The organism is Leucobacter sp. cx-42, assembly GCF_014529985.1.
Taxonomy (GTDB): domain Bacteria; phylum Actinomycetota; class Actinomycetes; order Actinomycetales; family Microbacteriaceae; genus Leucobacter.
Map to the genome: position 1 here is coordinate 103,464 of NZ_JACVMU010000005.1, position 24,663 is coordinate 128,126.

Here is a 24,663-nt window from a genome sequence, read left to right on the forward strand (position 1 = left end):
CCGAAGGCGCTTTTGCATACCTAAGCTGACTGGTTCACGCGCGCTGCCTCGCTTGCCCGCACCAACCGTCGCGAGGCCAAGCTGCCCTTGATTGCACGCAGCGCCCACAGAATCGCGACCAGATCAACGACCTCCTGCAACCATGCGCCAACGAGGGCGGGCAGGAAGCCGAACGCCGCGAACAGCATGAGGCCCACGCTGATGATCATGCCGGCCCAAATGCTCTCGAGCGAGATGCGGACGGTGTCTCGGCCGATCCGCACCGCGTCAGCGACGCCGGCAATGCGGTCGAACCGGTTCACAACGTCCGCGGATTCGCTCGCCGCCGTCGATCCGCGCGCCCCCATCGCGAAGCCGACGTCGGCAACCGCGAGCACGGGCGCATCGTTCAGGCCATCGCCCACCATGATGAGCGGGCGCGGCTGCATCTCGGAGACGATGCGCACCTTGTCACTCGGCGTGCACTCGGCGTGCACCTCGGCGATGCCGACCTGATCCGCCATCGCACGCGCCGTCGGTTCCACATCACCCGTGATCATCGCCGTGCGCGTGATGCCGAATCCGGCCAGGGTCGCGAGCATCGGCGCCGCGTCATCGCGCAGCTGGTCGCGCATGATGAGCGCACCCACGAAGCGGTCATCGAGCGAGATGTAAATTGCGAGCTCGCCCGCTTCGAGCGGGGCACGGGTGAGCGCGGGTGCGAACTGCGCGATCCAACTGGGTTTTCCGACGCGGATCACCCCCGCTCCAACCCGCGCCTCAACACCGTTGGTGGCACGTTCTTCGGCTTCCGTTGCGGGAAGGGTCTCGAGGCCACGCTCCTGCGCCGCCGCGACAACCGCATCAGCCAGGACGTGCGAAGAGTACACCTCTGCGGATGCCGCGAGCTGCAGCAGCTCGTCATCGGTGAAGCCCGGCTCTGCGAGGATTCGACGGGGCTCCGGGTTTCCCGTCGTCAGCGTGCCCGTCTTGTCGAACGCCGCCGAGCGCACGCGCGCGAGCTGTTCGAGCACCCCGCCACCCTTGACGATGAGGCCGGCCTTCGCCGCGCGACTCATGCCGCCAAGGAACGCCACCGGCGCCGCGATCAGCAGCGGGCACGGCGTCGCGACGACGAGCACCTCTGCGAAGCGAGTGGGGTCGCCGCTGATCCACCAGGCGACGCCAGCAATGGCAAGCGACACGAGGGTGAACGGGATCGCGTACCGGTCAGCCATGCGCACCATGGGTGACCGGCTCTCCTGCGCTTCCCGTACCAGTGCGACGATCTGCTGGTACTGGCTGTCTGCCGCCGTGGCCTGGGCACGCAGGAGCACCGCGCTCGACCCGTTCACCACACCACTGACGATCGTGCTGCCGGCCTCACGTTCAACCGGCAGGCTCTCGCCGGTCACGGACGACTCATCGAACTGCGCGCTGGCTGTCATCAGCTCCGCATCGACCGGCACCAGCTCACCGGGACGAACAAGGAGGAGGTCGCCGATCTCAATATCGGCCACCGGGACGGTTTCGGTGCGCTCCTCGGAGATCTCGATCTCGTCGATGTTGTCATTCGGATGCACGCCGGTGATCCGCGTCGCGAGTTGCGGGGCCCGGTCGAGCAGTGCCGTGAGCTCACGCTGGGATCGGTTCTCTGCGTAGTCCTCGAGCGCTTCGCCGCCGGTGAGCATGAGCACGACCACCAAGGCGGCCCACGGCTCCCCCACAAACACCGCGGCGGTGATCGCCGTCACCGCGAGGATGTCGAGACCTGCCTTGCCCTTCAGCAGTGAGCGGATCATCTCCACCGCCTGCCACGCCGCGATACCGAGCGCGTAGATACTGACAATGCGCGGGGCGAGGTCACTCGCCGGGGTCGCGAGCATCACCAGGCAGACGAGGCCGACCAGAATCGTGCTGACCACCATTGGGTAGCGCTTGAGGGCCGTGCGCAGGAAGTTCATAATTTCATCCTGGCCTGCGGGCGCGCTCGGGTCAACGCTGGCGGCCGCTCGCGCCTGACTCGTAAGCAATCGGCTGGAGGCAAGGCTGGGCACCCGCCCGGCCGCGGCAGCCCCCTGGGTTCACCTCTCGACGGCGTACTTCTGTCCAGGCTGCGGCGGTTGCCGTCCGGCAACCTTGCCTTCGGTTCGCCACTCACGGCTTCATCTTCCACGGCATCACCTCCGGTTGTGGCAGCCAGCGTTGATCGCGCGCATAACCGCGTCCTGTACCGCTGGCCACTCGTGAATGATCTGCGTGTACCCAAATCTCAATACGGTGTACCCAGCGGACGCGAGCGCTGCGTCATGGGCGTTGTCCGCATCGCGTTGCGGACCTACATGGGTGCTTCCGTCGATCTGCACGACGAGTCTCTCGCCCATGAGGAAGTCCACACGCTTTCCGATCAGCCAGGTCTGAGCCCGAATAGGCACACGCAGCCATCTCATGCGGACTCTGAAATAGGTCTCAAGCCCAGAGTCTGCAAACTGGCTAGTTCCCGCGAGCACCTGTTGTGCCCGCTTACTGAGCGGTAATGATTCCAGGTATCCCCGAACGACCAGCCGCTTGTTCAGCGCGGAGTCCCACACTGCAATCGCTTCCTCTTTCGGCTGGCAGTGAGCAACGGTTGCGAGCACATTTGCCACGGTGTCCTCAAGCGCGAATTTAGGTCTCGCTTCGACCGCTCTGCAGTAGTGCACGCGGTCGCCCTCGGCCCGAACTTCTCGCCCAGGTCGGGGCACAGCGAAGTGACGGGGATCTGGCTCTCGCACCCAGAGGCCCAGCCTCGTGGCTTGGGAAACGCATGTGATCGTGAGCGCGTTCCGAGCGGCGTACTTCAACGCCTCCTCGGCGTCTGGCGAGGCGATCCAACCTCGTTTGAGTCGGATGAGTTCGCCGCCTTTGATCGCCTTCCGTATTTGGTAGTCAGTCATGCCGGCATCATGCAGTGCCGTTGTTCTGACCACTCCTTTTGATTCCTGCAGTAGCTGTCTATACATGCGTACAGGCTTCCACCGCAGGCAGGACCAAATTCCCTGCCTACCCAGTTTGTGGAGAAGAAGGCCCCAATTCCTAATTGCCCACGTTGTGAGCAACGGCAGCGCACCCCGGAGCCCCTTCTCCACCGTAAGAAATCGAGCAACGGTAAGACGGTTCCGGCAGTTTTTCCCTTACCGAAGCCCCTTTTCAATACCGAACCGAAAATGGCCACACCACCCAACGCAAAAGACCGGCACGAACACGTCGTACCGGCCTTTCAGCTTGAGGTGGATTACGCCTTGGCGGATCCGCCCCCTGCAGCAATGTGCTTATGGTGCTGGATGACCTCTGCGACCACGAAGTTGAACCACTTTTCAGCGAACTCGGGGTTGAGATGCGAGTCGATCGCAAGCTCACGCAGGCGGGTGATCTGACGCGCTTCGCGATCCGGGTCGGATGCGGGCATCTCGTGACGAGCCTTCAGCTCACCAACCTGCTGGGTTGCCTTGAAGCGTTCAGCAAGCATGTGAATGAGGGCGGCGTCGATGTTGTCGATCGTCGACCGTAGGCGGCCGAGCTGCTCGGCAGGCGTCAGTTCATCCATTACAGACCTCGATTAGTCGATGAGGTCGTGAAGTACCACGACCTGCTCGCGCTCGGGGCCGACGCCAACAGCCGAGATACGAGCGCCGCTCATCTTCTCGAGCGCGATGATGTAGTTCTGTGCGTTGACGGGAAGCTCCTCGAAGGTGCGTGCACCCGAGATGTCTTCGCTCCAGCCGGGGAACTCTTCGTAGATCGGCTTCGCGTGGTGGAAGTCGGTCTGGTTCACGGGCATCTCGTCGTGGCGAACGCCGTTGACGTCGTACGCGACGCAGACGGGGATCGTCTCGAGGCCCGAGAGCACGTCAAGCTTGGTGAGCACGAAGTCGGTGACACCGTTGATGCGCGCTGCGTAGCGAGCGATCGGTGCGTCGTACCAGCCACAGCGGCGGGTACGGCCGGTGGTGGTGCCGTACTCGTGACCGACGGTTGCGAGCATTTCGCCCATCTCGTCGAAGAGCTCGGTCGGGAAGGGACCAGCACCAACACGGGTCGTGTATGCCTTGACGACCGAGATCACACGGTCGATGTTGTGCGGGGGCAGACCCGAACCGGTCGATGCGCCACCAGCGGTCGCGTTCGACGAGGTCACGAAGGGGTAGGTGCCGTGATCGATGTCGAGCATCGTTGCCTGGCCAGCCTCGAAGAGGATGGTCTTGTCAGCGGCCATTGCCTCGTGCAGGAGGAGACCGGTGTCGCAGACCATCGGCTCGATCATCTCGCGGAAGCTGAGGAGCTCCTCAACGACCTCGTCAACGCCGATTGCGCGGCGGTTGTAGATCTTGACGAGAACCTGGTTCTTGAAGTCGAGTGCAGCCTCGACCTTCTGACGGAGAATGCTCTCGTCGAAGAGGTCCTGGATGCGGATGCCAACGCGGTTGATCTTGTCAGCGTATGCCGGGCCGATGCCGCGACCGGTGGTACCGATCTGGCGCTTGCCGAGGAAGCGTTCGGTCACCTTGTCGAGCGTACGGTGGTACGCCGTGATGACGTGCGCGTTCGCGCTGAGCTTCAGGCGTGAGGTGTCCACTCCGCGGCCGTTGAGCGCGTCGAGCTCCTGCTTGAGTACCGCAAGGTCGACGACGACGCCGTTCGAGATCACCGGCACAACACCCGGGGTCAGAATGCCCGAGGGGAGCAGATGAAGCGCGTACTTTTCGTCACCAATGACGACGGTGTGCCCGGCGTTATTACCGCCATTGAACTTAACGACGTAATCGACGCGGCTACCGAGCAGATCGGTTGCGCGTCCCTTACCCTCGTCGCCCCACTGGGCACCCGTAATCAACACTGCGGGCATCTCAGCCCCTTCCTTTGCGGTCAGCAGTTACCGAGCCAGTCTACCTGGCTTGCGACTCTGGCGTATTTGAAACGTTTTCATTTACGGTTTCGGCCCCGACGGGCCTGTCCGCGATGAGTTAGGCAGCGAGCAACCGATCCGCCGCCCAGCGCGCCTGCAATGCAGGCTCGGGGCTGCCGGTGATTCCCGCGGTGACCATGGCACCTTCTGCGAGCAGATAGATTGCGGTGGCCTCGGGCGCGGATCCCCCAGCCTCCTCAACCAGACCAGCGAGATATGCACGGAAGCGCGCCTTGTGGCGCTGCACCTCTGCGACGACTTCGGGTGAGGTTCCGCCGAGCTCGCCGAACGCGTTGATCCACGCGCAACCGCGGGAGCCTTCGCCCGCAAGCCACTCAGTGAGCCAGTCGAATACCGCGAGCACGCGCGCACGCGGCACGATCTCCCGATCGACGCCAGCAGCAAGCGCTTCGTGCCAGCGGTCATCGCGGCGCTCAAGCATCGCGACCGCGATCTCATCTTTGCTGCTGAAGAGTCTGTAGATCCGCTTGAGCGACAGGCCTGATTCGGCCCGCAGCGCGTCCATGCCGACGGCCTGGTAGCCCCGCGCATAGAACAAGGTCTCCGCGGCATCGAGGAGCTGGGCCGTTCCGTGGTCTGTCGACATTTCGTGAGGCCTTCCACTTGCATTGAGAATGGTCGTTCTCTACGATAGCAAATCATCAGAGAACGAACGTTATCAACAAGTTGGAACCCAGGAGACCCGCATGGAAACCCCAGCTCAACCGAGGTTCGCGAGCAAGGCACCGATCCGCCCACCAGTGGCGACCCTGCTTACCGCGACCCTGACCGCGACTGCGGCGCTTGCGGTGCTCGTTGGCCTCGGGATGGTGTCCGGGCATCTGCTCCTCATCCCACCCATGGCGGCGAGCATGGCGCTCATTGCTGGTGCGCCGACCTTGCCACTGTCGCAACCCAGGAACGTCATTGGTGGGCAGCTCATCTCGGCACTCATTGGAGTCGGAGTCGGCACCATAAGCAATTCACTGTGGGCCGCAGCGATCGCGGGCGGGCTCGCGCTCGGGGCGATGCTGGCGCTGCGCTCGGCACACTCGCCAGCAGCTGCGACCGCGGTCATCGGCGCGCTCGCGACGGATCAGCTGGTGAGTTTTGTGGCGTGCGCAGGGCTCGGCGCCGTGGTGCTGGTGCTCTTCGGAATGCTGCGTGGGACACTGCGCCGCACGCCCTATCCCGCGTACTGGTGGTAATTCGTGGCAAATTGCCCGGCACATCGACGGCATATGCCCTGGCGCTTCGCTTTACAGATCGGATAGTGTGGCGAGCATGGCGCGGTTTAGTCCCCTTGAGTGGCCGGTTCTCCGGCAGCTGCGCTCGAACGATAAGTTCGGGCGGGGCGACGCCGTCATGTCGCAAAAGTCCCGCGATAAGACCCCTCGTACCGCTACTGCCGATCGCGTCGTGCAGAGCGTGTGCCCGTTCTGTGCCGTTGGTTGCGGCCAGAAGGTCTTCGTCAAGGACGAAAAGGTCATTCAGATCGAGGGCGATCCCGATTCGCCGATCTCGCGTGGCCGCCTCTGCCCGAAGGGTTCGGCGAGCGAGCAGCTCGTGAACTCCGCAACCAGGCAGACCGAAATCTTGTACCGCGCACCCCGCTCTCGCGAGTGGCAGCCGCTGTCCCTCGACACCGCGATCGACATGATTGCGGATCGCTTCCTCGACGCCCGCAAAAAGTGGTGGCAAGACGTCGACGAGCAGGGGCGTGCGCTCCGCCGCACGATGGGCATTGCTGCCCTCGGCGGCGCGACCCTCGATAACGAGGAAAACTACCTCATCAAGAAACTCTTTACGGCGGCTGGCGCGATCCAGATCGAGAACCAGGCCCGTATTTGACACTCCGCAACAGTTCCCAGTTTGGGAGCTTCGTTCGGCCGAGGCGGCGCTACACAGCCGCTGCAAGATATGGCCAATGCGGATTGCATCGTCATCCAGGGTTCCAACATGGCCGAGTGCCATCCCGTTGGCTTCCAGTGGGTGACTGAAGCGAAGGCTCGTGGCGCCAAGATCATCCATATTGATCCGCGCTTCACGCGAACTTCCGCAGTGGCTGACAAGCACGTGTCGATCCGCGCAGGATCAGACATTGTGTTGCTCGGCGCGCTTATCAACTACGTCATCGCAGGCGATCACTGGCTGCGGGACTACGTTGTGGCGTACACGAACGCGGCGACGATTGTGAGCCCAGAGTTCCGTGACACGGAAGACCTCGACGGCTTGTTCTCTGGCTACGACGAGACGACTGGCAAGTATGATCAGTCGACCTGGGCGTACCAGCGCACCCAGAAAAAGGGTGACGCTGAGCTGGCTGGCGACGAGCGCTACCTGCGTGACGAGACCCTGGAGAACCCGCACACGGTGTTCCAGATCCTCAAGCGCCACTTCGCTCGCTACACGCCTGAGATGGTGCGCGAGACCTGTGGCATCTCTGAGGAAGACTTCGCGTACCTTGCGCGCACGATCACCGAGAACTCGGGCCGCGACCGCACGACCTGCTTCGCGTACGCGGTTGGTTGGACCCAGCACACGATGGGTGCGCAGTTCATCCGCACGTCGGCGATTCTGCAGCTGCTGCTCGGCAACATGGGCCGTCCCGGCGGCGGCATCATGGCGCTGCGTGGTCACGCAAGTATCCAGGGCTCGACCGATATCCCGACGCTCTTCAACCTGCTGCCCGGTTACCTCCCCATGCCGACCGTCGACAAGACGTCGATGACGGAATATGTGGACGCGATCCGCACCCCCGATCAGGTCGGTTTCTGGAGCGAGGCCGAGGCGTACACCGTGAGTCTCATGAAGTCTTGGTGGGGCGACAAGGCAACCGCTGAGAACGACTGGGCATTCGACTATCTGCCGCGTCTCGATGGCCCTCACGGCACCTATCAAACGGTCGCGAAGATGATGGCCGACGAGATCGATGGCTACTTCATCTTTGGCCAGAACCCGGCAGTTGGATCGGCGCACGGCCGCATGCAGCGCCTCGCGATGTCGCACCTGAAGTGGCTTGTGATCCGCGATTTCGCGATGATCGAGTCGGCCACCTGGTGGAAGGACGGCCCCGAGATCGAATCGGGCGAGCTGCGCACGGAAGACATCGAGACCGAGGTCTTCTTCATGCCTGCCGCGAACCACGTCGAGAAGTCGGGCACCTTCACGCAGACCCAGCGCATGGTGCAGTGGCGCCACCAGGCGGTCCAGCCGCCCGGACAGGCGCAGAGCGAGCTTGATTTCTTCCATGAGCTTGGTGTGCGGATCCGCGAGCGCCTCAAGGACTCGACCGATCCGCGCGATCGTCCGCTCCTTGACCTGACCTGGGATTACCCGGCGGATGCCCACGGCAACCCCGACCCCGAGGCAGTGCTCGCTGAGATCAACGGCTTCCACGTCACTGGCGAGAACGCCGACAAGCCACTGTCTTCGTACACGGAGATGAAAGCCGACGGCTCGACCTCTGGCGGCTGCTGGATCTACACCGGCGTTTACGCTGACGGTGTGAACCGGTCGGCGATCCGCCCCCGTAAGGACGATCAGTCACCCGATGGCGGCGATTGGGCGTGGGTATGGCCCGCGAACCGACGGATGCTCTACAACCGCGCTTCGGCGGATCCCCAGGGCAAGCCCTGGAGTGAGCGAAAGAAGTACGTCTGGTGGGACGAGGACGCGAAGAAGTGGGTCGGACACGACAACCCTGACTTCCCCGTTGGGCTTGCGCCCGACGCGCGCCCCGAACCTGGCGCAACCGGCGCTGCCGGCCTGTCTGGAACCGATGCGTTCATCATGCAGGCCGACGGTAAGGGCTGGCTGTACGCTCCGAAGGGGCTTGCAGATGGCCCGCTGCCGACGCACTACGAGCCGCAGGAGTCACAGGTCGCGAACCCGGTCTATGACCAGCAGCGATCGCCAACGCGAGTCACCATGAACCGCACTGACAACCTCAGTGCGCCGAGTGACATCGAGCCTGGCGCCGAGGTGTACCCGCACTCGTTCACGACCTACCGGCTTACCGAGCACCACACCGCTGGTGGCATGAGCCGCTGGCTGCCGTACCTTGCGGAGCTGCAGCCCGAGATGTTCTGCGAGGTCTCACCCGAGCTCGCAGAGGAGTACGGACTCGAGCCGTACGGCTGGGCGACGATCATTTCGCCGCGTGCCGCGATCGAGACCAAGGTGCTCGTGACGGACCGCGTGAAGGCGCTCGAGATCGGTGGCCGCACGGTGCACCAGATCGGCCTGCCGTATCACTGGGGCGTTGGCGGCGACGCCGTCGTCTCGGGTGACGCTGCGAATGACTTGCTCGGCATCGCGATGGATCCGAACGTCCTCATCCAGGAGTCAAAGGTCGGTGCGTGCGCGATTGTGCCTGGCCGTCGTCCGCGCGGTCAGGCGCTGCTCGATCTCGTTGCCGAGTACCAGCAGCGCGCAGGCATTACGGTAGAGACAGCGATCAGCCCGCACGACGATGCGGCGTATGCTGAACCGCAGCAGCCAGACGTCGAAGGGGACAGCGAATGAGTGGACACCTCACTGAGTCGCATCATCAGACCCGTGACGAGCACAACCACAAGGGCTTCTTCACCGACACCTCGATCTGCATCGGCTGCAAGGCGTGCGAGGTCGCGTGTAAAGAGTGGAACCGAAACCCGGCAGACTCCGACTGGAAGCTGTCAGAGTCGTCGTACGACAACACCGGTTCGCTCGGCGCAGACACTTGGCGCCACGTCGCCTTCGTAGAGCAGGGCAAAGAGAAGATCGAAGCGGCCCGCGAGAGCGGTCGCAAGCTCATCGGCCTCGGCATGCCCTCGATCGGTGGCCCGAAGCCGCGCGGCACGAACGCGTTCCTTGAGCGCGGCGACCTCGGCGACGGTGACCTCTCTGGCCTCGACACGAAGCCGCCAGATACGCCAGACTTCCGCTGGCTCATGTCTTCTGACGTGTGCAAGCACTGCACCAATGCCGGCTGCCTCGATGTCTGTCCAACTGGCGCCCTGTACCGCACCGAGTTCGGCACGGTCGTCGTCCAGGAGGACGTCTGCAATGGCTGTGGCACCTGCGTCGCTGGCTGCCCCTTCGGCGTGATCGAGCGCCGCAAGGACGGCATCGCACAGCCCAAGACCAACCGCGACTTCACGCCTGGCGAGCAGGCCGCGACGCCAAACGTCGGCGTCGCTCAGAAATGCACCCTCTGCTACGACCGTCTCACCGACGATCAGACTCCCGCGTGCGCCCAAGCATGCCCGACGACGTCGATCAAGTTCGGCAGCAAGGAAGACCTCGCGAAGATCGCGCGCGCTCGCGTCCGCGAACTGCACAAGCAGGGCCTCACCGAGGCTCGCCTCTACGGCGCGAACCCGAAGGACGGCGTCGGCGGAACCGGCTCGGTCTTCCTCCTGCTCGACGAGCCTGAGGTGTACGGCCTGCCGCCCGATCCGCGGGTCGCGACGGCTGATCTGCCGCGTATGTTCAAGCGGGCCGCGATTGCTGCGGCCGGCATGGTGGGCGCAGTTGCCCTTGCATTCATGGCCGGAGGACGTCGGTGAGCATCTCTGAGTACGACGCGTACCGCCCGCCCGAGGGGCCGCGGAAGCGCGGCGGCAAGCGGAAGCGGCGCGGGGGCGGTTTTGGCGCCGGTGGCGGAGCTGGCCGTTCCGATGGTTCGCGAGAGATGGCGATGGTTCCCGAGGTCGAATTTACCTCGTACTACGATCGCCCGATCGTCAAAGCTCCGCCGTGGGAAGCCCCCATCGGCATCTATCTTTTCCTCGGTGGTGTTGCTGGCGGATCGTCTCTGCTCGCTGCCGGAGCGCAGTTCACGAAGAACGCCAAGCTGCGTCGCAACAGTCGCCTCGCGGCCATCAGTGCTGCGGGTCTTGGCGCGGTCGCGCTCATTGTCGACCTTGGCCGGCCGGAGCGCTTCCTCAACATGTTCCGCACCTTTAAGGTGACGTCGCCCATGAGCGTTGGCTCGTGGATCCTTGGCGCGTTCAGCGCCGGCGCCGGTGTCGCCGCCGTCGCCGAGGTGGATCGCATGACCAAGCGTAAGCTGCCGCTCGGCCCGCTGCGTCCCGTCCTGAAGTTCGTTGAGGCGCCAGCTGGCGTTGCCTCGGCAGTCTTCGCTGCGCCGCTCGCTGCCTACACTGGCGTGCTGCTGTCTGACACCGCGAACCCCACCTGGAACGCCGCGAAGGAAGACCTCGCGTTCGTCTTCGTGAGCTCTGCGAGCCTCGCTTCCGGCGGACTCGGCATGATCACGACCCCGGTCGCCGACGCGAAGCCCGCACGTGTACTCGCCGTCGCTGGCTCGGCAGCCGAGCTCGTCGCATCGGAACTCATGGAGCGCCGTATGGACCCCGTCGCCGCAGAGCCCCTGCACCACGGCACCCCGGGCAAGATGCTCAAGTGGAGCAAGTACCTCGCCGCGGCCGGTGGCCTCGGCGCGCTGCTCGGCGGGCGCAATCGTGCGGTCGCCGTTGCCTCTGGCGTGACGCTGCTTGCGGCCTCGGCTTTGACCCGCTTCGGCGTGCTCGAGGCTGGCTTGGAGTCGACCAAGGATCCGCGCTACGTCATCGAGCCGCAGAAGCGTCGCCTCGAGGAGCGCCGTCGCCGCGGCATCGTCGACGACTCGATCACGACCGCCGGGTAGTGCTGGGGCTTCGGCCCGCGCCCGCCTCGCGCCCCATTTCGCCTCGGTCAGAGATCGCAGCTTCGGTAAGACGTTTTTACCCGATTTCGTCTTACCGAAGCTCGATTTCTTACCCACGCGAACGCTGTGGCGCGGCCCCAATCCCCCAGCTATGAACCCCTGAAGCTTCGGCCTCAGGGGTTCTTTCGTTTCCCTGTTCCTGGGCGCGGATCGGTGCCTCGCTGCCACGATCCGCCCATTTCTCGTCATCTTTTGCCGCTCTACGCCGAACTCCGGTTCATCGCACGTCACCCCATTGATCGGGCGTGTAAACGGGAGGAATATCGACAGCCCTCGAGGTTTTCATATCCACACGTTCGCAAGGGAGTGAACACATGAAACAGAAGAAGCGAATCACAGCGCTCATGGCAGGTCTCGTCCTCGTTGGTACCTCGGTGTTTGGTGGCGTCTCGGCGGCTTCGGCCGCCACTGTATACGTCGAAGGCGGCAAATGGCATTACGGGTTTTTCGAGCCCTCAAGCACGATCTTTGTCTTTTCCGATTTTGACCACGCCAGAAAGAAGCATCGTTCAACAGCCTGCAGCAATTACGGCTGCCGCCACGACACTCGAGGCCCAGGCATCAGATCTCACGCGCAGATTCAGGCGACTGGATCATTGTTCCGGGTAAGCAATACGGCCTATTACTACGTATTTTGATCAGCCTTGTGCTGACCGGCCACCCCAGCAGCCCGAAACAGAATCTTGAAGGGGCGAGATGAATCTACGATCCTCTCTGCCAGGGGTTTGGAACATCGCACTCACTCTCGCATGGTGCGCCATTCTGACCTCATGCAGTTTTGCTGTGCCCGCAGACCCGGAAGGCGCTCCACTTTCACAGCCCAACGACATGCCTGAGTTTTCGGGGCCATGGGCTGACCTGTTCCGCGATGAGTACTCGCGCGCGCCGAACGATGAGATTCGCGGCTATCTCAGTGACGAAGTCATTAGTGAAGCTGAAAATCAGGCCGTGACGGAGGCCTTTCGAAAATGCATGAACTCCCGTGGCCTTACGTTTGATGACTTCGAATACGACGGCTCCTACCGCTTCGGGTATACACAGGTGAGCGGCCCCGACGAAGCAAACGAGATTGCAACCGACTGCGAGATGAGCACTGGCGCGGATCAGGTTTCATTTCTGTACCACCAGATAAAGCTCAATCCCGAGAATACGGATCGCAATCCAGACATCGCAGCTTGTCTGGTTCGCGCCGGTGTAGTGCCCTCCAATTACACCGCAGACGATTACAAGGACTACCCAGTGTGGGAGCAGGCAATCACGAAGGTGGACGCTGCGAAGGCCACGGAAGAAGCGTGCAGACGAGACCCCTCAGGAGCTTTCCGTGGCTAACATACACAAGGCGATTGTTGCCATTACGCTGCTAGCGGTTGGGTCGACACTGACGGCATGTAACGGGCCCGGCACTGGCCAGCGCCAGACCTCTTCAGAAGAGGTCGACTACTCCCATATCACTGACATGCCTAACTTTTCAGGTCCATGGGCAGAAGAGTTCCGGAATGCCTATGCGAAGGCGCCCAACGATGAGATCAGAGCCTACCTTCGAGACGAGAACATCACCGAAGCAGAAAAACAAGCTGTAACCGAGGCATTTCGCACTTGTTTGTCTACGCAAGGCGTTGGGTTTACAGATTTTGACTTTGATGGCGGATTCTCCACGACGTTTGAGGGCGTAAGCGGATCCGAGGAAGCTAACAGAGTCACGAACGAATGCGCTGCGAACAGCGGAGTTGACGACGTGATCTTCCTGTACTTCCAGGTTCGAGCGAACCCCCAAAACCGTGATCTCAGTCGCGAAATTGCCATGTGCATGGTTCGCTCAGAAACGGTAACGCCAAGCTTCACCGCTGAGAACTACAGGTCAAATGAGATCGAAGGCTTCGCGGCCTCCGACGTAATCGCGACAAGAGAGGCACTACGTGAGTGTCAAGCCGCACCATTGGAGGCCTTCAATGACTAGCCGATTCAACATTGCCCCGTTTCTTGTCGCGCTGATTGCGGCGGCTGGCCTACTGACGGCCTGTAGCGGGCCGGGCATCGACCAAACCCAGAGTTCGTCCGAGGAGACCGACTATTCCCACGTCCCCGATATGCCTGATTTCAAGGGGCCGTGGGCTGAGGACTTCCGTTACGCCTATGCCAGGGCAGCGAATGAGAAGATTCGCGACTACCTGCGCGATGAAGTCATCACAGAAGCGGAGAAACAGGAAGTCACCGAAGCCTTCCGGAATTGCATGGTCTCGCGCGGTCTCACCTTTGACGACTTCGACGACGATGGAAGCTACTCTTTCGAATTCGCGGCAGTAAACAACCCCGATGAGGCAAACGAGATCGCGAACAACTGTGAGAACGAGACCGGTGTCTTCGAAGTAGTGAGCATGTATTTCTCGATACGCGCTAACCCGGAGAACAAGGATCAGACGCCTGAAATCGTCGCCTGCCTTATTAGGTCGGGTGTCGTCCCTCGTGACTACACGGTGGAGCAGCGCAAACAAAGATTGATCGACGACTACGCGATTGTCGACGAATTCGAAGCCTGGGAAGCAGACCAAGCATGCGAAAAGGACCCAGAGGGAGCATTCCGTGACTGAGAAACGAACCGGCCTCTTCGTAGGCCTGGTGATCGCCGCAGTTCTTGTCGTTCTGGCAGGTGCGGTCGGCGGGCAGTACCTGCTCCCGCCAAGACCGCCAGCAACCCTGCAGCCAGCGGCCGCAGCGCAGTCCTTCGCCGTCGAGACCGCAGAGTTCGACGACGCTCGCACCGTGCAGGTCGCGTTCGACGCGGGCAACGAGACCGCCCTCACTCTGCCCGGTGGCGGCCGCATCACGCGGAGCGCCTGCACCGCCGACGGCACCCTGAAATCAGGCCAACTCGTTGCCGGCGTCAACGGCCAGCCCGTCCTCGCGCTACACACGTCGACCCCACTCTGGCAGAGCCTCGCGCCCGAGTCGGAGGGTGCTGATGTTGACGCGATCCGCGTCGAATTGGCGAGACTCGGCGCAGATCTGAATGCGACCGGCACAGTGAATGATGCCGTACTCGAAGCGGTCGCACGCAAGCTGAACCCGGACGTCGATGAGGACGATCTGCCCAAGCTTGAGGCAGTGCCGAGCGAGCGGATCATGTGGCTCCCGGCTCCGGAAGTGACGATGCGGAGCTGTTCCGCGGCCGTGGGCGCCACGGTCGAAGCTGGCGCGGAATTCGGCAAGGTCAAGGGCAGCCTGACAGGTGCGCGGATCGAGTCCCTCCCGCTCGACCTTGCGCCCGGTGCCCGCACACTCAAGGTGTCTGGCGTGACGGTCCCCGTCGACGACTCCGGGGCCGTGACTGATGCCGCGGCACTCCTGGAACTCTCCGGCGTTTACACGCGCGGCACTGAGGAAACGGATGGGGCGGGGATGGGATCCGCCAATTCGAACGACACGAAGAAGCCCAGCGCGCCAGGCGTGCTCGCGCTCGTGGAAAACTCGGCGGTGAGTGCGGTGCCGCCCGCCGCCGTGTTTGGGGTGAGCGATTCGGGCGGCTGTCTGACGGCGCAGGGGTCCAGCTTCGCCATCAACATCGTCGGGTCGCGGCTCGGCAAGACCTACTTCACGCCGGTGAATGCCGAGGCAGCGTTGCCCACACGCGTTGACGTGCCGAAATCTACGGACCGCACATGCGCGGAGAAGTGAGCGCCGGGCTGACGGGGCCGAGCATGGGTCGGTCGCTCCGGTTCGCCGGGCTGGGGCAGCGGTTCAGCGAGGCGAACCCTTGGCTGTTTCGTGAGCTCACGGCGGAGTTTTCCGGCGGCGAGCGCTGCGCCATCGTGGGACCGAGCGGCAGTGGGAAGAGCACGCTGCTATCGATCGTCGCCGGCTGGCTCGCCCCGACCGAGGGCGCCGTCGAGCAGGCGGGGCTGGCGCGGGTGCAGTGGGTGTTTCAGAATCCGCACGGCGTCGCACGGCGGGCCGCGATCGATCACGTTGCACTGCCATTGCTCGCGTCGGGTGGGCGGATCGCTGACGCCGACACCGAAGCCGCCGACATCTGCGCAGTCGTTGGCCTCTCGCACCTCACCGATCGGCGACCGTTCTCGATGCTGTCAGGCGGCGAGGCGCAGCGGCTCATGCTCGCGCGTGCCCTCGCGGTGAAGCCTGACCTGCTGCTCGTCGACGAGCCGACCGCGCAGCTCGACCGGCAGAGTGCGGCGACGGTGAATGCCGCGATCGCTTCGATTGGCAGCGCGGGTGGCATCGTGCTCATCGCTACCCATGACCCAGACACCGCGGCTGCCTGCGACCGCATCGTCGACCTTGCTGAGTTTGCGGCGGTGCCAGAGTGAGGGCCGCCGCAGTTCTGCGTGAGGCCGCGCGCGATGTCGGCACGGGGACGTCGAAACTCCTGCTGTATTTCCTCGTGTACCTCGCGGTGCTCGGGCTACTTGCCGCGCATGAGGTGTCCTCGGTTGCCGCGGTGATTGACGCGGCGCAGAAGTTCCAGCAGGCGGGCGCGAATGTGCGGATCGTGTCGTCCTCTGGCCGTGTCGACGGCGCCGCCTGCGTTGCGCTCGCCGATAACTACGACGTCACTGCCGCTGCGGTGCGGCAGCTGCCGGGGCAGTTTCGGGCGACGACGATGCGATCGGTTCCGCTGTCGCAGTACGTTGCGACGCCAGGGATCGAGCAGGTCCTCGGGGTTGAGCGACCCAGTGGCGGGGCTGACGAGGTCGGCGGATCAGACACCGGCGTCTTCGTCGGCAGCCAGGTGCTCGACCAGTTCGGCGAGGGCTTGCAGACGCTCGCCGGTGAGCCGGAGGAGCTCGTGATTGCGGGAGTCTTCCCCTACCCCGACGACGGACGCATGGCCGGGTACGGGTTCGCGGTCGTGATGCCAGAGCCAACGTCGTCCGAGCCATACGACGAGTGCTGGGTGAAGTCTTGGCCGGAGCTCCCCGAGGTCAACGGGTTGCTGCACTCGGTCGTCATCCCCGCGGACAAGCCCGACGCACCCTCCCCCGATCTGAGCCAGCTCAACACCACCCTCGGGCGCACCTTCGACGGTGCTGCGATGTTTTCGAGCCGCATGAGCCGGTTCGACCCCTACCTCGCGCTCATCACGGGAGCCGCGATCGGTGTCTTCGCGGTGCGGTCGCGGCGGCTCGAACTCGCTTCCGCGCAGCACGCGGGTGTGAGCCGCGGCGTACTCACTCGGATGCAGCTGCTGCAACAGGCGGTCTGGGTGACGCTCGCGAGCGGTGTGACGTTTGGCGCAACTGCGGTGTTCGCGGGCTACTACCCCGACGACGTGGGCAGCCTGCTCGGCATCGCCGCACGCGTCATCGGGTTGGGCGCTGCTGGCGCGCTCGCTGGGGTGGTGGTTGCGACGGTGACGATCCGCGAGCGGGCACTGTTCATCTACTTCAAGCAGCGCGAGTAGCGCGAGCAGCGCGAGCAGCGCGAGCAGCGCGAGTAGCGCGAGCCGCCCGCCCCGTTCGCTTCGGTCAGAGATCGAGCTTCGGTAGGGCGTTTAAGCCCGAATTCGTCTTACCGACACTCGATCTCTGACCGAGGAGAAGTGGGTCGCCCGGGAGGCCGGGCCGAGCAAAGCAGGGCCGAGCAGCGGCGAGCCGGGCGCGGGGCGCGCGGGGCAGCGCTCACTAGCGGACGCGGATCCCGCTCCCCGCCGTGATCTCACCAATCACGGGATGCCCGGGAATCTCACCCACCACGAGCAAGCCGCCCGAGGTCTGGGCATCGGCGAGCAAGATGAGGTCGTCCTCAGTAATGCCAGCGTCGGCGGTCAGGTGGGGGCGGACCCAGTCGAGGTTGCGACGTGATCCGCCGGGAACGAAGCCCTCTTCCAGGGACGAGCGGGAGCCGTCGAGCAGCGGAATCGCGCTCATGTCGAGGGTCGCACCGACGCCGGAGGCGCGGCACATCTTGTAGAGGTGTCCGAGGAGGCCGAAGCCGGTGACGTCCGTCGCAGCCCGCACGCCAGCAGCAACCGCAGCGGCCGCGGCATCGCGATTGAGCTGGGTCATGTTCGCGATGGCGTGCTCGAAACGCTCACCCGTCTGCTTGTGGCGGTTGTTCAGCACGCCGACACCGATCGGCTTCGTGAGCGTAATGGGCAGGCCGGCGACGGCCGCGTCGTTACGCATGAGCTTCTGCGGATCAACGACGCCGGTGACCGCCATGCCGTACTTGGGTTCGGGGTCATCGACGGAGTGTCCGCCGGTGACGGGGCAGCCAGCTTCGGCAGCGACGTCGAGTCCGCCGCGGAGAACCTCGGTGAGGAGTTCCATGGGGAGCTTCTCGCGGGGCCAACCGACGAGGTTAATCGCGGTGATCGGGGTGCCGCCCATCGCGTAGATGTCGGAGAGCGCGTTTGCTGCTGCGATCCGCCCCCAGTCGTAAGCGTTGTCCACAACGGGAGTGAAGAAATCTGCGGTCGAAAGTACCGCGAGGTCGTCGCGCACGAGGACGGCGGCAGCGTCGTCACCGTCATCGAGGCCAACCAGGACGTTTGGCGCTGTCTGGCCGACCAGACCGCGAACCGCATTCTCCAGCTCGCCCGGCGGAATCTTGCAGGCGCAGCCACCACCGTGCGCAAAGCCGGTCAGTCGAATGTTGTCCCCATTAACAGTCATGTCTTGACCCTATCGGGCGGCGCGGGCAACCCGCGAGGGTGTGTAGGATCCTCAGTGGAAGCGTCTGGTTCCTGGTGGTGCCCCCGGTCTTCAAAACCGGTGAAACCGAGTATCTCGGTTTGGCGGGTTCGATTCCCGTCCGCTTCCGCCAGTTTTATCCCGGTTCCGGTGCCGCTTTCGCGGGGCGCGGATCATCGACCGCAAGGTGGCGAGCGAATGAGCACGACGACGAACACTGAGTCGAGCACCGACCCGCGCCGCCGCATTCCGCGCACGGATCAGCTCCTCGCACTGCCAGCGGTCGATGACGCACGCACGTGGCTTGGCGAGCAGGCGATTCGCGCGATCATCACGGACGCGCAGGGGCGAGCTCGCGCGGGAGAAATCACCCCAGAGGCTGTGAGCAACACTGTCGCCGAAGCACTCGCCGCGGCCTCGCCTGCAACGCTCACCCCGGTGATCAACGCGACGGGCGTCATCATCCACACAAACCTCGGCCGCGCTCCCCTGTCGGACGGCGCAATCCGCGCGGTGACGCGGGCTGCGGGATATGCCGACATCGAGATGGACCTCGGCACGGGTCAGCGCAGCGGCCGCGGTCTCGGTGCGAAAACCGCCCTCCTCGAAGCCTGCCCTGCCGCGGAGGACGCGCTCGTTGTGAACAACGGTGCCGCCGCACTGCTTTTGGCGGTGACGGCGTTGGGCGTTGGGGCTGATCCGCGCACGCCCGGCACCGTGGGCGACATTGTCGTGAGCCGCGGTGAACTCGTGGAGATTGGCGCGGGCTTCCGCCTGCCTGACCTCATGGAGACGACCGGCGCGCGGCTGCGCGAGGTTGGCGCGACGAACCGCACGCACCCGGCAGACTACGAGCGCGCGCTCGGCGCGGGCATCGGCTGCGTACTCAAGGTGCATCCGAGCAACTTCAAGGTCGAGGGCTTCACCTCGGGCGTCGAAGTTTCCGAATTGCGTGCGTTGCTCGATGCGCACGCGGCTGCTGGCGGCGCTGACGGCGGGGCAAACGGGGCGCGGATCCCCCTCATCGTCGACCTCGGCAGCGGCCTCATCCACCCCGAGTCTGTCATCCCAGACGAGCCCGACATCACCGCGGCGCTGCAGGCCGGCGCCGACATCGTCATCGCGAGCGGCGACAAGCTGCTCGGCGGCCCCCAAGCTGGCATTCTCTACGGCACGAAGGCGGCGATTGAGCGGCTCGCGAAGCACCCGTTGGCGCGGGCTGTGCGTGCCGACAAGCTCGCGCTCGCGGCGCTTGAGGCGACGCTCCGCGGCCCGGAAACTCCGGTGCAGGCAGCGTTGCACGTGAAACGTTCCGAGCTGCGCGGTCGCGTTGAGGCGCTTGCTGCCGCGGTCGCTGAGGCGACCGGGCACACGTTCGAGGTCGTGCCGCACGACGGCCGCGTCGGTGGCGGCGGAGCCCCGGGCGTCCCACTTCCAGGCTGGGCACTCGCGCTCCCCGAACACTGCGCGGCACCGCTCCGCGCGGGCGCGACGGCGGTCGTCCCTCGCACGGCACAGGGCAGCTGCCTCATTGATGTGCGCTGCGTTCCACCGCACCAGGACGCCGATCTCGCGGCCGCGATCGTCGCGGTGCTGCGCGCACCCGAGACTGAACCCGCCGCCTAACCATGTACGTTGTCGCTACCGCCGGACACGTCGACCACGGCAAGTCCACCCTCGTGCACGCGCTCACTGGCATGCAGACGGACCGCCTCGCAGAAGAGCAACGCCGCGGACTCACCATCGATCTTGGTTTCTCATGGACCACCCTGCCCTCGGGCCGCGATCTCGCGTTCGTCGATGTGCCAGGTCACGAGCGGTTTCTTGGCAACATGCTCGCGGGCGTTGGCCCGGCGCCGGTCGTGCTGTTCGTCGTTGCAGCAGACAAGGGCTGGCAGGCCCAGTCCACCGATCATCGCGATGCGGTGGCGGCGCTCGGACTCTCGCGGGCGGTGTTTGCGATCACGCGGGCGGATCGCGCCCCAGACCAGGTAACTGAGGTCGCTGCGGCGATCCGCGCCGAGTTTGCGGGTACTCCCCTGGCCGAGGCGCCGATCGTGCCCGTCGGGATTCCCGGCGACGGCACGGCACCAACCGGTACCAGCGACCTGTTAACAACGCTCAACACGGTACTCGCGGACGCTCCCGCTCCGCGCACCGACACCCGCGTGCGCCTGTGGGTGGATCGCGCGTTCACCGTCAAGGGTTCCGGCACGGTGGCGACCGGCACCCTCACGGCAGGCGAGTTGGCCAAGGGCGATGCGCTCACCGTCGTCAGCGAGTCTGGGATCCAAGACACCTCGGTGCGTGGACTCCACAGCCAGAACGCGGCAGCCGACCGCGTCGCTCCGTACGCGCGAGTCGCGGTGAACCTGCGAGACGGGGTCGCAGGTGCAATCGGCCGCGGTGACGCATTGGTCACCCCCGATGCCTGGTGCCTCGTGGACCAGATCGACGTGCGCCGCACCATGGGCCAGCCGTTCGCCGATGGCCCGCAAGAGCTCAATGTCCACATCGGCACCGCCGCCGTGACCGCGCGCGTGCGCCCCTTCGACGACGACCACGCACGCCTCACTCTGGAGCGACGGCTCCCCCTCGAACTCGGTGACCGGTTCGTACTCAGGGCGCCCGGCAGCCGCTCGGTATTCGCCGGCGCTACCGTGCTCGATCTCGAGCCGCCGGAGCTTGGCCGCCGCGGCGCTGGCCGCGCACGGGCCGCCGCACTTGCTGCCTTGCCAGTGAGCGGATCTCCCCTCGCCGACGTTCGCCGCCGCGGCGCCATGCGGGTCACCGACCTGCAGCGCTTCGGGCACACTTCGCTTGCGGCTGTGCCGCAGCTCGCGCCCGATGCACCGCACGAAGAGCGCTTGCTCGAGGTGCGGATCGGCGAGACTCGCTGGTGGATCCACGGCCCGGCGCTCACCGCCTGGGTGCAGCGGCTTCGGCGGGCGGTTATCGAGCAGCGTAAGCACGACCCGCTCAGCCCTGGCCTCCCCCACGGCGCAGCGCGCGACGCCCTCATACGCGCAGTCGCGAAGCCTGGCACAGCGGCTGACACAGCGACAGACCCTTCGGCAGACGCACCGGCAATGCCAGACGCATCGCTCCTCCCGCTCGTCGCGCACCACGCGAAGCTTGAGTCGGCCGGCGGTGTGCTGCGCGAACCTGGCGCGACCATCGATCTTGGTCCAGCGGAGAAGGGCGTGGCTGCGCTGGAGCGCGGCCTTCGCACGCAGCCGTTCGCGGCTCCGGAGGCCGACGACCTCGCGCGCCTCAAGCTTGGGGCGAAAGAGCTCGCAACCGCAGAGCGTGCTGGACGACTGGTCAGACTCTCAGACGGGGTCATTCTGCTGCCACAGGCCCCCGCGCTCGCGATGCAGCGGCTCGCGGCGCTGCCCCAGCCGTTCACAACGAGCCAGGCGCGGCAAGCGCTGGACACCACACGACGCGTAGCGATTCCCCTGCTTGAGCTACTCGACGCGAAGGGTTGGACGCGACGGGTTGACGGCACGCTCCGTGAGGTTGCACGGCGTTAGTCTCCCGTACCCCGCTCCGCAGTCTGCCGCCGTGCTTCGATCGCGTCAGGCCCATACTGTTCAGGGTGCTGCGCCTTGTACGCGAGGAGGTCGCGCACGTTCTTCTGCACGACCGTGACCGCAAACACCGTCATCGCGAAGGTCATGCCATACAGCCCGTTCTCACTCGGCAAAAGCGGACTGTTCCACAGACCCCACGCAAGCAGCACGATGCTCAGCCCGAGTCCAAGCCACGAGACGCCGAGATACAGCGAGGTCACGGGTACACCCTCGTGACGGTCGCGCACCGACTTCTGCAGGCCGACCGCACTCACGACGCCGAAGAAGAACGCGCCAAGGAAGAAGCCCTTCTCGAAGGGTTCCATGTCTGCCCGCCACAGACTCACGAAGTACACGACGACACCAAGCGCCAGCGCGGCCCATGATGCGCCGATGAACGCGCTCGTTGGTCTGCCAAATTGTGCCCGCTGGGCGGGGCTGTTTTCTATGGTCATGCTGAAGGCTCCTCTGTTCGAAGGTGGTTCAGCGTAGCCCTGTCATTCAATCGCAGTTCAAGCCCAAACGCGCGATGGCCCCCAGTTCACGCCAGGGTCGTCAACAGATGCACAGCGAGCCAGAGGAGCACACATTCCGAGCACGCAAAAGCCCCCGGAAAGCCAGTGTGGATAACTGTCTCCGGGGGCCTGCGTACGATCTCCCGCGCGGCCCGCACAGGACCTGCGCACGGAAAGCGCACGCGCGAGCAGAACTCGCTAGAGCGCTTCGATTGCGGGGATCGCTTCCGGATCCGCGCCATTCAAAAACTCAGTGAGGCGCTCGACCTCGCCGGTCTCACCGATTGCGGCGGCGCCACGGCGCAGCGCGTACAGCGCACGCAGCACGCCACGGTTGGGCTCGTGCGACCAGGGAACGGGGCCGGCTCCGCGCCAACCCGACTTGCGCAGCGAGTCGAGACCGCGGTGGTAGCCGACGCGAGCGAAGGCGTACGCCTCGATCTCGCGGCCAGCAGCCGATGCCTCATCTGCGAGCAGTGCCCACGCGAGGGGCGACTCGGGGTGTGCGCGCACGATCGACTCGAGCGAATCGCCAGCGGCGAGCGCGCCCTGCACCGAGGTGTCCTCGGCGAGGAGCGTCGGCTCGGGGCCGAGCAGGTTCTGCCCGATCATTAGCGGAAGTTCACGAACTGCAGCGCGACCTCAACATCTGCACCCTTGAGGAGTGCGATGGTGTCCTGCAGATCGTCGCGGCTCTTCGAGGAGACACGCAGTTCGTCGCCCTGGATCTGGCTCTTGACCGACTTCGCGCCCTCGTCACGAATGAGCTTGTTCAGCTTCTTCGCGGTCGCCTGGTCGATGCCTTCCTTGAGCTTCGACTCGATGCGGTATTCCTTACCGCTCGGGTAGGGCTCGCCGGTGTCGAGTGCCTTGAGCGAGAGTCCGCGCTTGATGAACTTGGACTGGAGCACGTCGAGCACTGCGTTCGCGCGCTCTTCGGTGTTTGCCTTGATCATGATCGTCTCGCCCGAGAGCGACACGTCAGCACCAACGCCCTTGAAGTCGTAACGCTGTTCGACCTCCTTGCGGGCCTGGTTGATAGCGTTTTCGACCTCCATCGAGTCGATCTTGCTCACTACGTCAAATGAAGAATCAGCCATGTCTCAAACTGTACCTTGTTGCGCTCTGCCCGTCCCCTCAACCCCGCGAAACCGACCGTTTCTGCCGAGATCGCCCCTTTCATGCGTATGAAAGGGGTCGCTGTGCAAGAAACGGCCATTTTCGCGGGGTTGGGGCGCGGGTCGGGGCGCAAGCAGCGCGGATCCACCCAGGGCCACGCGCACGCGTCAACACAAACCAAAAGCCCCTCGCAGAAGTCGAACTTCTGCGAGGGGCTTTCCCTGTGGCGGAGGATAGGGGATTTGAACCCCTGAGGGCGTTAACCCAACACGCGTTCCAGGCGTGCGCACTAGGCCGCTATGCGAATCCTCCATGCTGGCGCGTGCACCAACAGGAGACCACATTACCCGAACTCGCACCGGCGACGCACATCGACAATCACAGAAAACACAAAGCCCCTGTTCACAGTACTTTTTCTCATTTCGGTTTGAATTATCACAGAAAGGTAACGCATACTGGTCAAGTTGTTTCCGCGACCGCGGGGACCGAAAACCGTTGAGGAGTCCACCAGGTGCGTTCACCGTTTAAGCCGCTGATTGTCGGAGTAGTCGCGGTCACCACCTTCTCCCTCTGCGCGGCACCTGCGTTCGCAGCAACCGGCTCTTCGGACGCTGTGGACTACTCGACCACCCCGACCTCAACGGTGGCGGCTGTACCCGCAGCACAGACGTTTGAAACCACGCAGTTCGATTTCGAGGCTGACCAGCCTTCGATCCTCGAGCTCACCTCTATCTCCGGCAGCGCCGGTCACAACTTCGACGTCGACAAGGCAATCGCCGCTGCAGAATCGGAAGTTGGCACGAGCCGCGCAACCGGTTGGAGCGCCCCAGGCGAGTGCATCCAGTCAGCACGTCGCTGGCTTCTGGCGGGCAACGCGTACTGGGACGGCGGCAGCGACCCCGTCAGCGCATACCGTGACGCAGTGCGCCTCGGCATCTCCGACGCACAGCCCGGTGATGTTATTCAGTACGAGAGCATCGACTCCCCCACCTCATGGGTTTCGGGCGTGCACACGCTGCTCATCACCGGCGTGAACGGCGATGGCACGTACACGATCATCCAGTCGAACGTTCCCGGCGGATCTGGTCTCGTCACCAAGGTTGAGAACTGGACCCCCGAGCCTCCCGCAGGCTTCCAGACGGTCGTCTGGCGCTTCTAAGCACCAACG

General features: G+C 64.4%; 23 protein-coding genes and 2 tRNA genes. 15 read left to right on the top strand and 10 right to left on the bottom strand.

The window, feature by feature from the left end; genetic code table 11:
- Positions 1 to 20: 20 nt before the first annotated feature.
- From ICM05_RS05675 to ICM05_RS05695, 5 genes are all read right to left on the bottom strand, one after another.
- Positions 21 to 2,012 carry a heavy metal translocating P-type ATPase gene (locus ICM05_RS05675; RefSeq protein ID WP_353055827.1) on the bottom strand — a complete coding sequence of 664 codons (1,992 nt, stop codon included), beginning with the start codon at positions 2,010 to 2,012 and terminating at the stop codon, positions 21 to 23.
- Between the two features lie 147 nt (positions 2,013 to 2,159).
- Complete coding sequence (locus ICM05_RS05680; protein ID WP_353055828.1) at positions 2,160 to 2,981, bottom strand: DUF559 domain-containing protein; 822 nt, start codon at positions 2,979 to 2,981, stop codon at positions 2,160 to 2,162.
- Positions 2,982 to 3,253: 272 nt separating this feature from the next.
- Complete coding sequence (locus ICM05_RS05685) at positions 3,254 to 3,565, bottom strand: chorismate mutase (RefSeq protein WP_188023619.1); 312 nt, start codon at positions 3,563 to 3,565, stop codon at positions 3,254 to 3,256.
- A gap of 12 nt (positions 3,566 to 3,577) precedes the next feature.
- A complete protein-coding gene (locus tag ICM05_RS05690; protein ID WP_188023620.1) occupies positions 3,578 to 4,864 on the bottom strand; it encodes an adenylosuccinate synthase in 1,287 nt (428 codons plus the stop codon).
- A 118-nt stretch (positions 4,865 to 4,982) separates the two neighbouring features.
- Complete coding sequence (locus ICM05_RS05695; RefSeq protein ID WP_188023621.1) at positions 4,983 to 5,531, bottom strand: TetR/AcrR family transcriptional regulator; 549 nt, start codon at positions 5,529 to 5,531, stop codon at positions 4,983 to 4,985.
- Positions 5,532 to 5,631: 100 nt separating this feature from the next.
- On the opposite strand from ICM05_RS05695, the gene ICM05_RS05700 reads away from it, so the two are divergent.
- The 11 genes from ICM05_RS05700 (at position 5,632) to ICM05_RS05755 (ending at position 17,055) form a co-directional block, all read left to right on the top strand.
- Positions 5,632 to 6,132 carry an HPP family protein gene (locus ICM05_RS05700; protein WP_188023622.1) on the top strand — a complete coding sequence of 167 codons (501 nt, stop codon included), beginning with the start codon at positions 5,632 to 5,634 and terminating at the stop codon, positions 6,130 to 6,132.
- A 76-nt stretch (positions 6,133 to 6,208) separates the two neighbouring features.
- The gene (gene fdh, locus ICM05_RS05710) at positions 6,209 to 9,451 is read left to right on the top strand and encodes a formate dehydrogenase (protein ID WP_251364532.1); all 3,243 of its coding nucleotides are present in this window, start codon (positions 6,209 to 6,211) and stop codon (positions 9,449 to 9,451) included.
- On the top strand, positions 9,448 to 10,476 hold the full coding sequence (locus ICM05_RS05715) for a 4Fe-4S dicluster domain-containing protein (protein WP_188023625.1): 1,029 nt from the start codon (positions 9,448 to 9,450) through the stop codon (positions 10,474 to 10,476). The genes fdh and ICM05_RS05715 overlap by 4 nt, the downstream gene beginning before the upstream one ends.
- Positions 10,473 to 11,579, top strand: coding sequence for an NrfD/PsrC family molybdoenzyme membrane anchor subunit (gene nrfD, locus ICM05_RS05720; protein WP_188023626.1), 1,107 nt, complete (start codon positions 10,473 to 10,475; stop codon positions 11,577 to 11,579). Before ICM05_RS05715 ends, nrfD begins: the two co-directional genes overlap by 4 nt.
- 374 nt (positions 11,580 to 11,953) lie before the next feature.
- Entirely contained in the window at positions 11,954 to 12,277 is a 324-nt protein-coding gene (locus ICM05_RS05725; protein WP_188023627.1) for a lactococcin 972 family bacteriocin, read from the top strand.
- A gap of 190 nt (positions 12,278 to 12,467) precedes the next feature.
- On the top strand, positions 12,468 to 12,968 hold the full coding sequence (locus ICM05_RS05730; protein WP_188023628.1) for a hypothetical protein: 501 nt from the start codon (positions 12,468 to 12,470) through the stop codon (positions 12,966 to 12,968).
- Positions 12,961 to 13,596: a hypothetical protein gene (locus tag ICM05_RS05735; RefSeq protein WP_188023629.1), complete on the top strand. Its 636-nt coding sequence runs from the start codon at positions 12,961 to 12,963 to the stop codon at positions 13,594 to 13,596. The genes ICM05_RS05730 and ICM05_RS05735 overlap by 8 nt, the downstream gene beginning before the upstream one ends.
- Complete coding sequence (locus ICM05_RS05740) at positions 13,589 to 14,227, top strand: hypothetical protein (RefSeq protein WP_188023630.1); 639 nt, start codon at positions 13,589 to 13,591, stop codon at positions 14,225 to 14,227. The genes ICM05_RS05735 and ICM05_RS05740 overlap by 8 nt, the downstream gene beginning before the upstream one ends.
- On the top strand, positions 14,220 to 15,311 hold the full coding sequence (locus ICM05_RS05745) for a hypothetical protein (RefSeq protein WP_188023631.1): 1,092 nt from the start codon (positions 14,220 to 14,222) through the stop codon (positions 15,309 to 15,311). Before ICM05_RS05740 ends, ICM05_RS05745 begins: the two co-directional genes overlap by 8 nt.
- The gene (locus tag ICM05_RS05750; protein WP_285895420.1) at positions 15,296 to 15,961 is read left to right on the top strand and encodes an ATP-binding cassette domain-containing protein; all 666 of its coding nucleotides are present in this window, start codon (positions 15,296 to 15,298) and stop codon (positions 15,959 to 15,961) included. Before ICM05_RS05745 ends, ICM05_RS05750 begins: the two co-directional genes overlap by 16 nt.
- A complete protein-coding gene (locus ICM05_RS05755) occupies positions 15,958 to 17,055 on the top strand; it encodes a hypothetical protein (RefSeq protein WP_188023632.1) in 1,098 nt (365 codons plus the stop codon). Before ICM05_RS05750 ends, ICM05_RS05755 begins: the two co-directional genes overlap by 4 nt.
- Positions 17,056 to 17,275: 220 nt before the next feature.
- Here ICM05_RS05755 and selD read toward each other — a convergent pair whose 3' ends face one another.
- Complete coding sequence (gene selD / locus ICM05_RS05760; RefSeq protein ID WP_188023633.1) at positions 17,276 to 18,268, bottom strand: selenide, water dikinase SelD; 993 nt, start codon at positions 18,266 to 18,268, stop codon at positions 17,276 to 17,278.
- Positions 18,269 to 18,324: 56 nt separating this feature from the next.
- On the opposite strand from selD, the gene ICM05_RS05765 reads away from it, so the two are divergent.
- The 3 genes from ICM05_RS05765 (at position 18,325) to ICM05_RS05775 (ending at position 21,822) form a co-directional block, all read left to right on the top strand.
- Positions 18,325 to 18,419, top strand: a tRNA-Sec gene (locus ICM05_RS05765).
- Between the two features lie 65 nt (positions 18,420 to 18,484).
- Positions 18,485 to 19,912, top strand: a complete 1,428-nt coding sequence (selA, locus tag ICM05_RS05770) for an L-seryl-tRNA(Sec) selenium transferase (RefSeq protein WP_188023634.1) — start codon at positions 18,485 to 18,487, stop codon at positions 19,910 to 19,912.
- 2 nt (positions 19,913 to 19,914) lie between these two features.
- Positions 19,915 to 21,822 carry a SelB C-terminal domain-containing protein gene (locus ICM05_RS05775; RefSeq protein WP_188023635.1) on the top strand — a complete coding sequence of 636 codons (1,908 nt, stop codon included), beginning with the start codon at positions 19,915 to 19,917 and terminating at the stop codon, positions 21,820 to 21,822.
- Here ICM05_RS05775 and yiaA read toward each other — a convergent pair.
- From yiaA to ICM05_RS05795, 4 genes are all read right to left on the bottom strand, one after another.
- Positions 21,819 to 22,316, bottom strand: a complete 498-nt coding sequence (gene yiaA / locus ICM05_RS05780; RefSeq protein WP_188023636.1) for an inner membrane protein YiaA — start codon at positions 22,314 to 22,316, stop codon at positions 21,819 to 21,821. The two genes, ICM05_RS05775 and yiaA, sit on opposite strands and share 4 nt — an antisense overlap.
- Before the next feature lie 258 nt (positions 22,317 to 22,574).
- Positions 22,575 to 22,988: a DUF3151 domain-containing protein gene (locus tag ICM05_RS05785; protein WP_188023637.1), complete on the bottom strand. Its 414-nt coding sequence runs from the start codon at positions 22,986 to 22,988 to the stop codon at positions 22,575 to 22,577.
- On the bottom strand, positions 22,988 to 23,476 hold the full coding sequence (locus ICM05_RS05790) for a YajQ family cyclic di-GMP-binding protein (RefSeq protein WP_188023638.1): 489 nt from the start codon (positions 23,474 to 23,476) through the stop codon (positions 22,988 to 22,990). Before ICM05_RS05790 ends, ICM05_RS05785 begins: the two co-directional genes overlap by 1 nt.
- Positions 23,477 to 23,719: 243 nt before the next feature.
- Positions 23,720 to 23,807 (bottom strand) — tRNA-Ser (locus tag ICM05_RS05795).
- Positions 23,808 to 24,006: 199 nt separating this feature from the next.
- Here ICM05_RS05795 and ICM05_RS05800 point away from each other — a divergent pair.
- Complete coding sequence (locus ICM05_RS05800; RefSeq protein WP_188023639.1) at positions 24,007 to 24,654, top strand: lipase; 648 nt, start codon at positions 24,007 to 24,009, stop codon at positions 24,652 to 24,654.
- Positions 24,655 to 24,663: the final 9 nt, after the last annotated feature.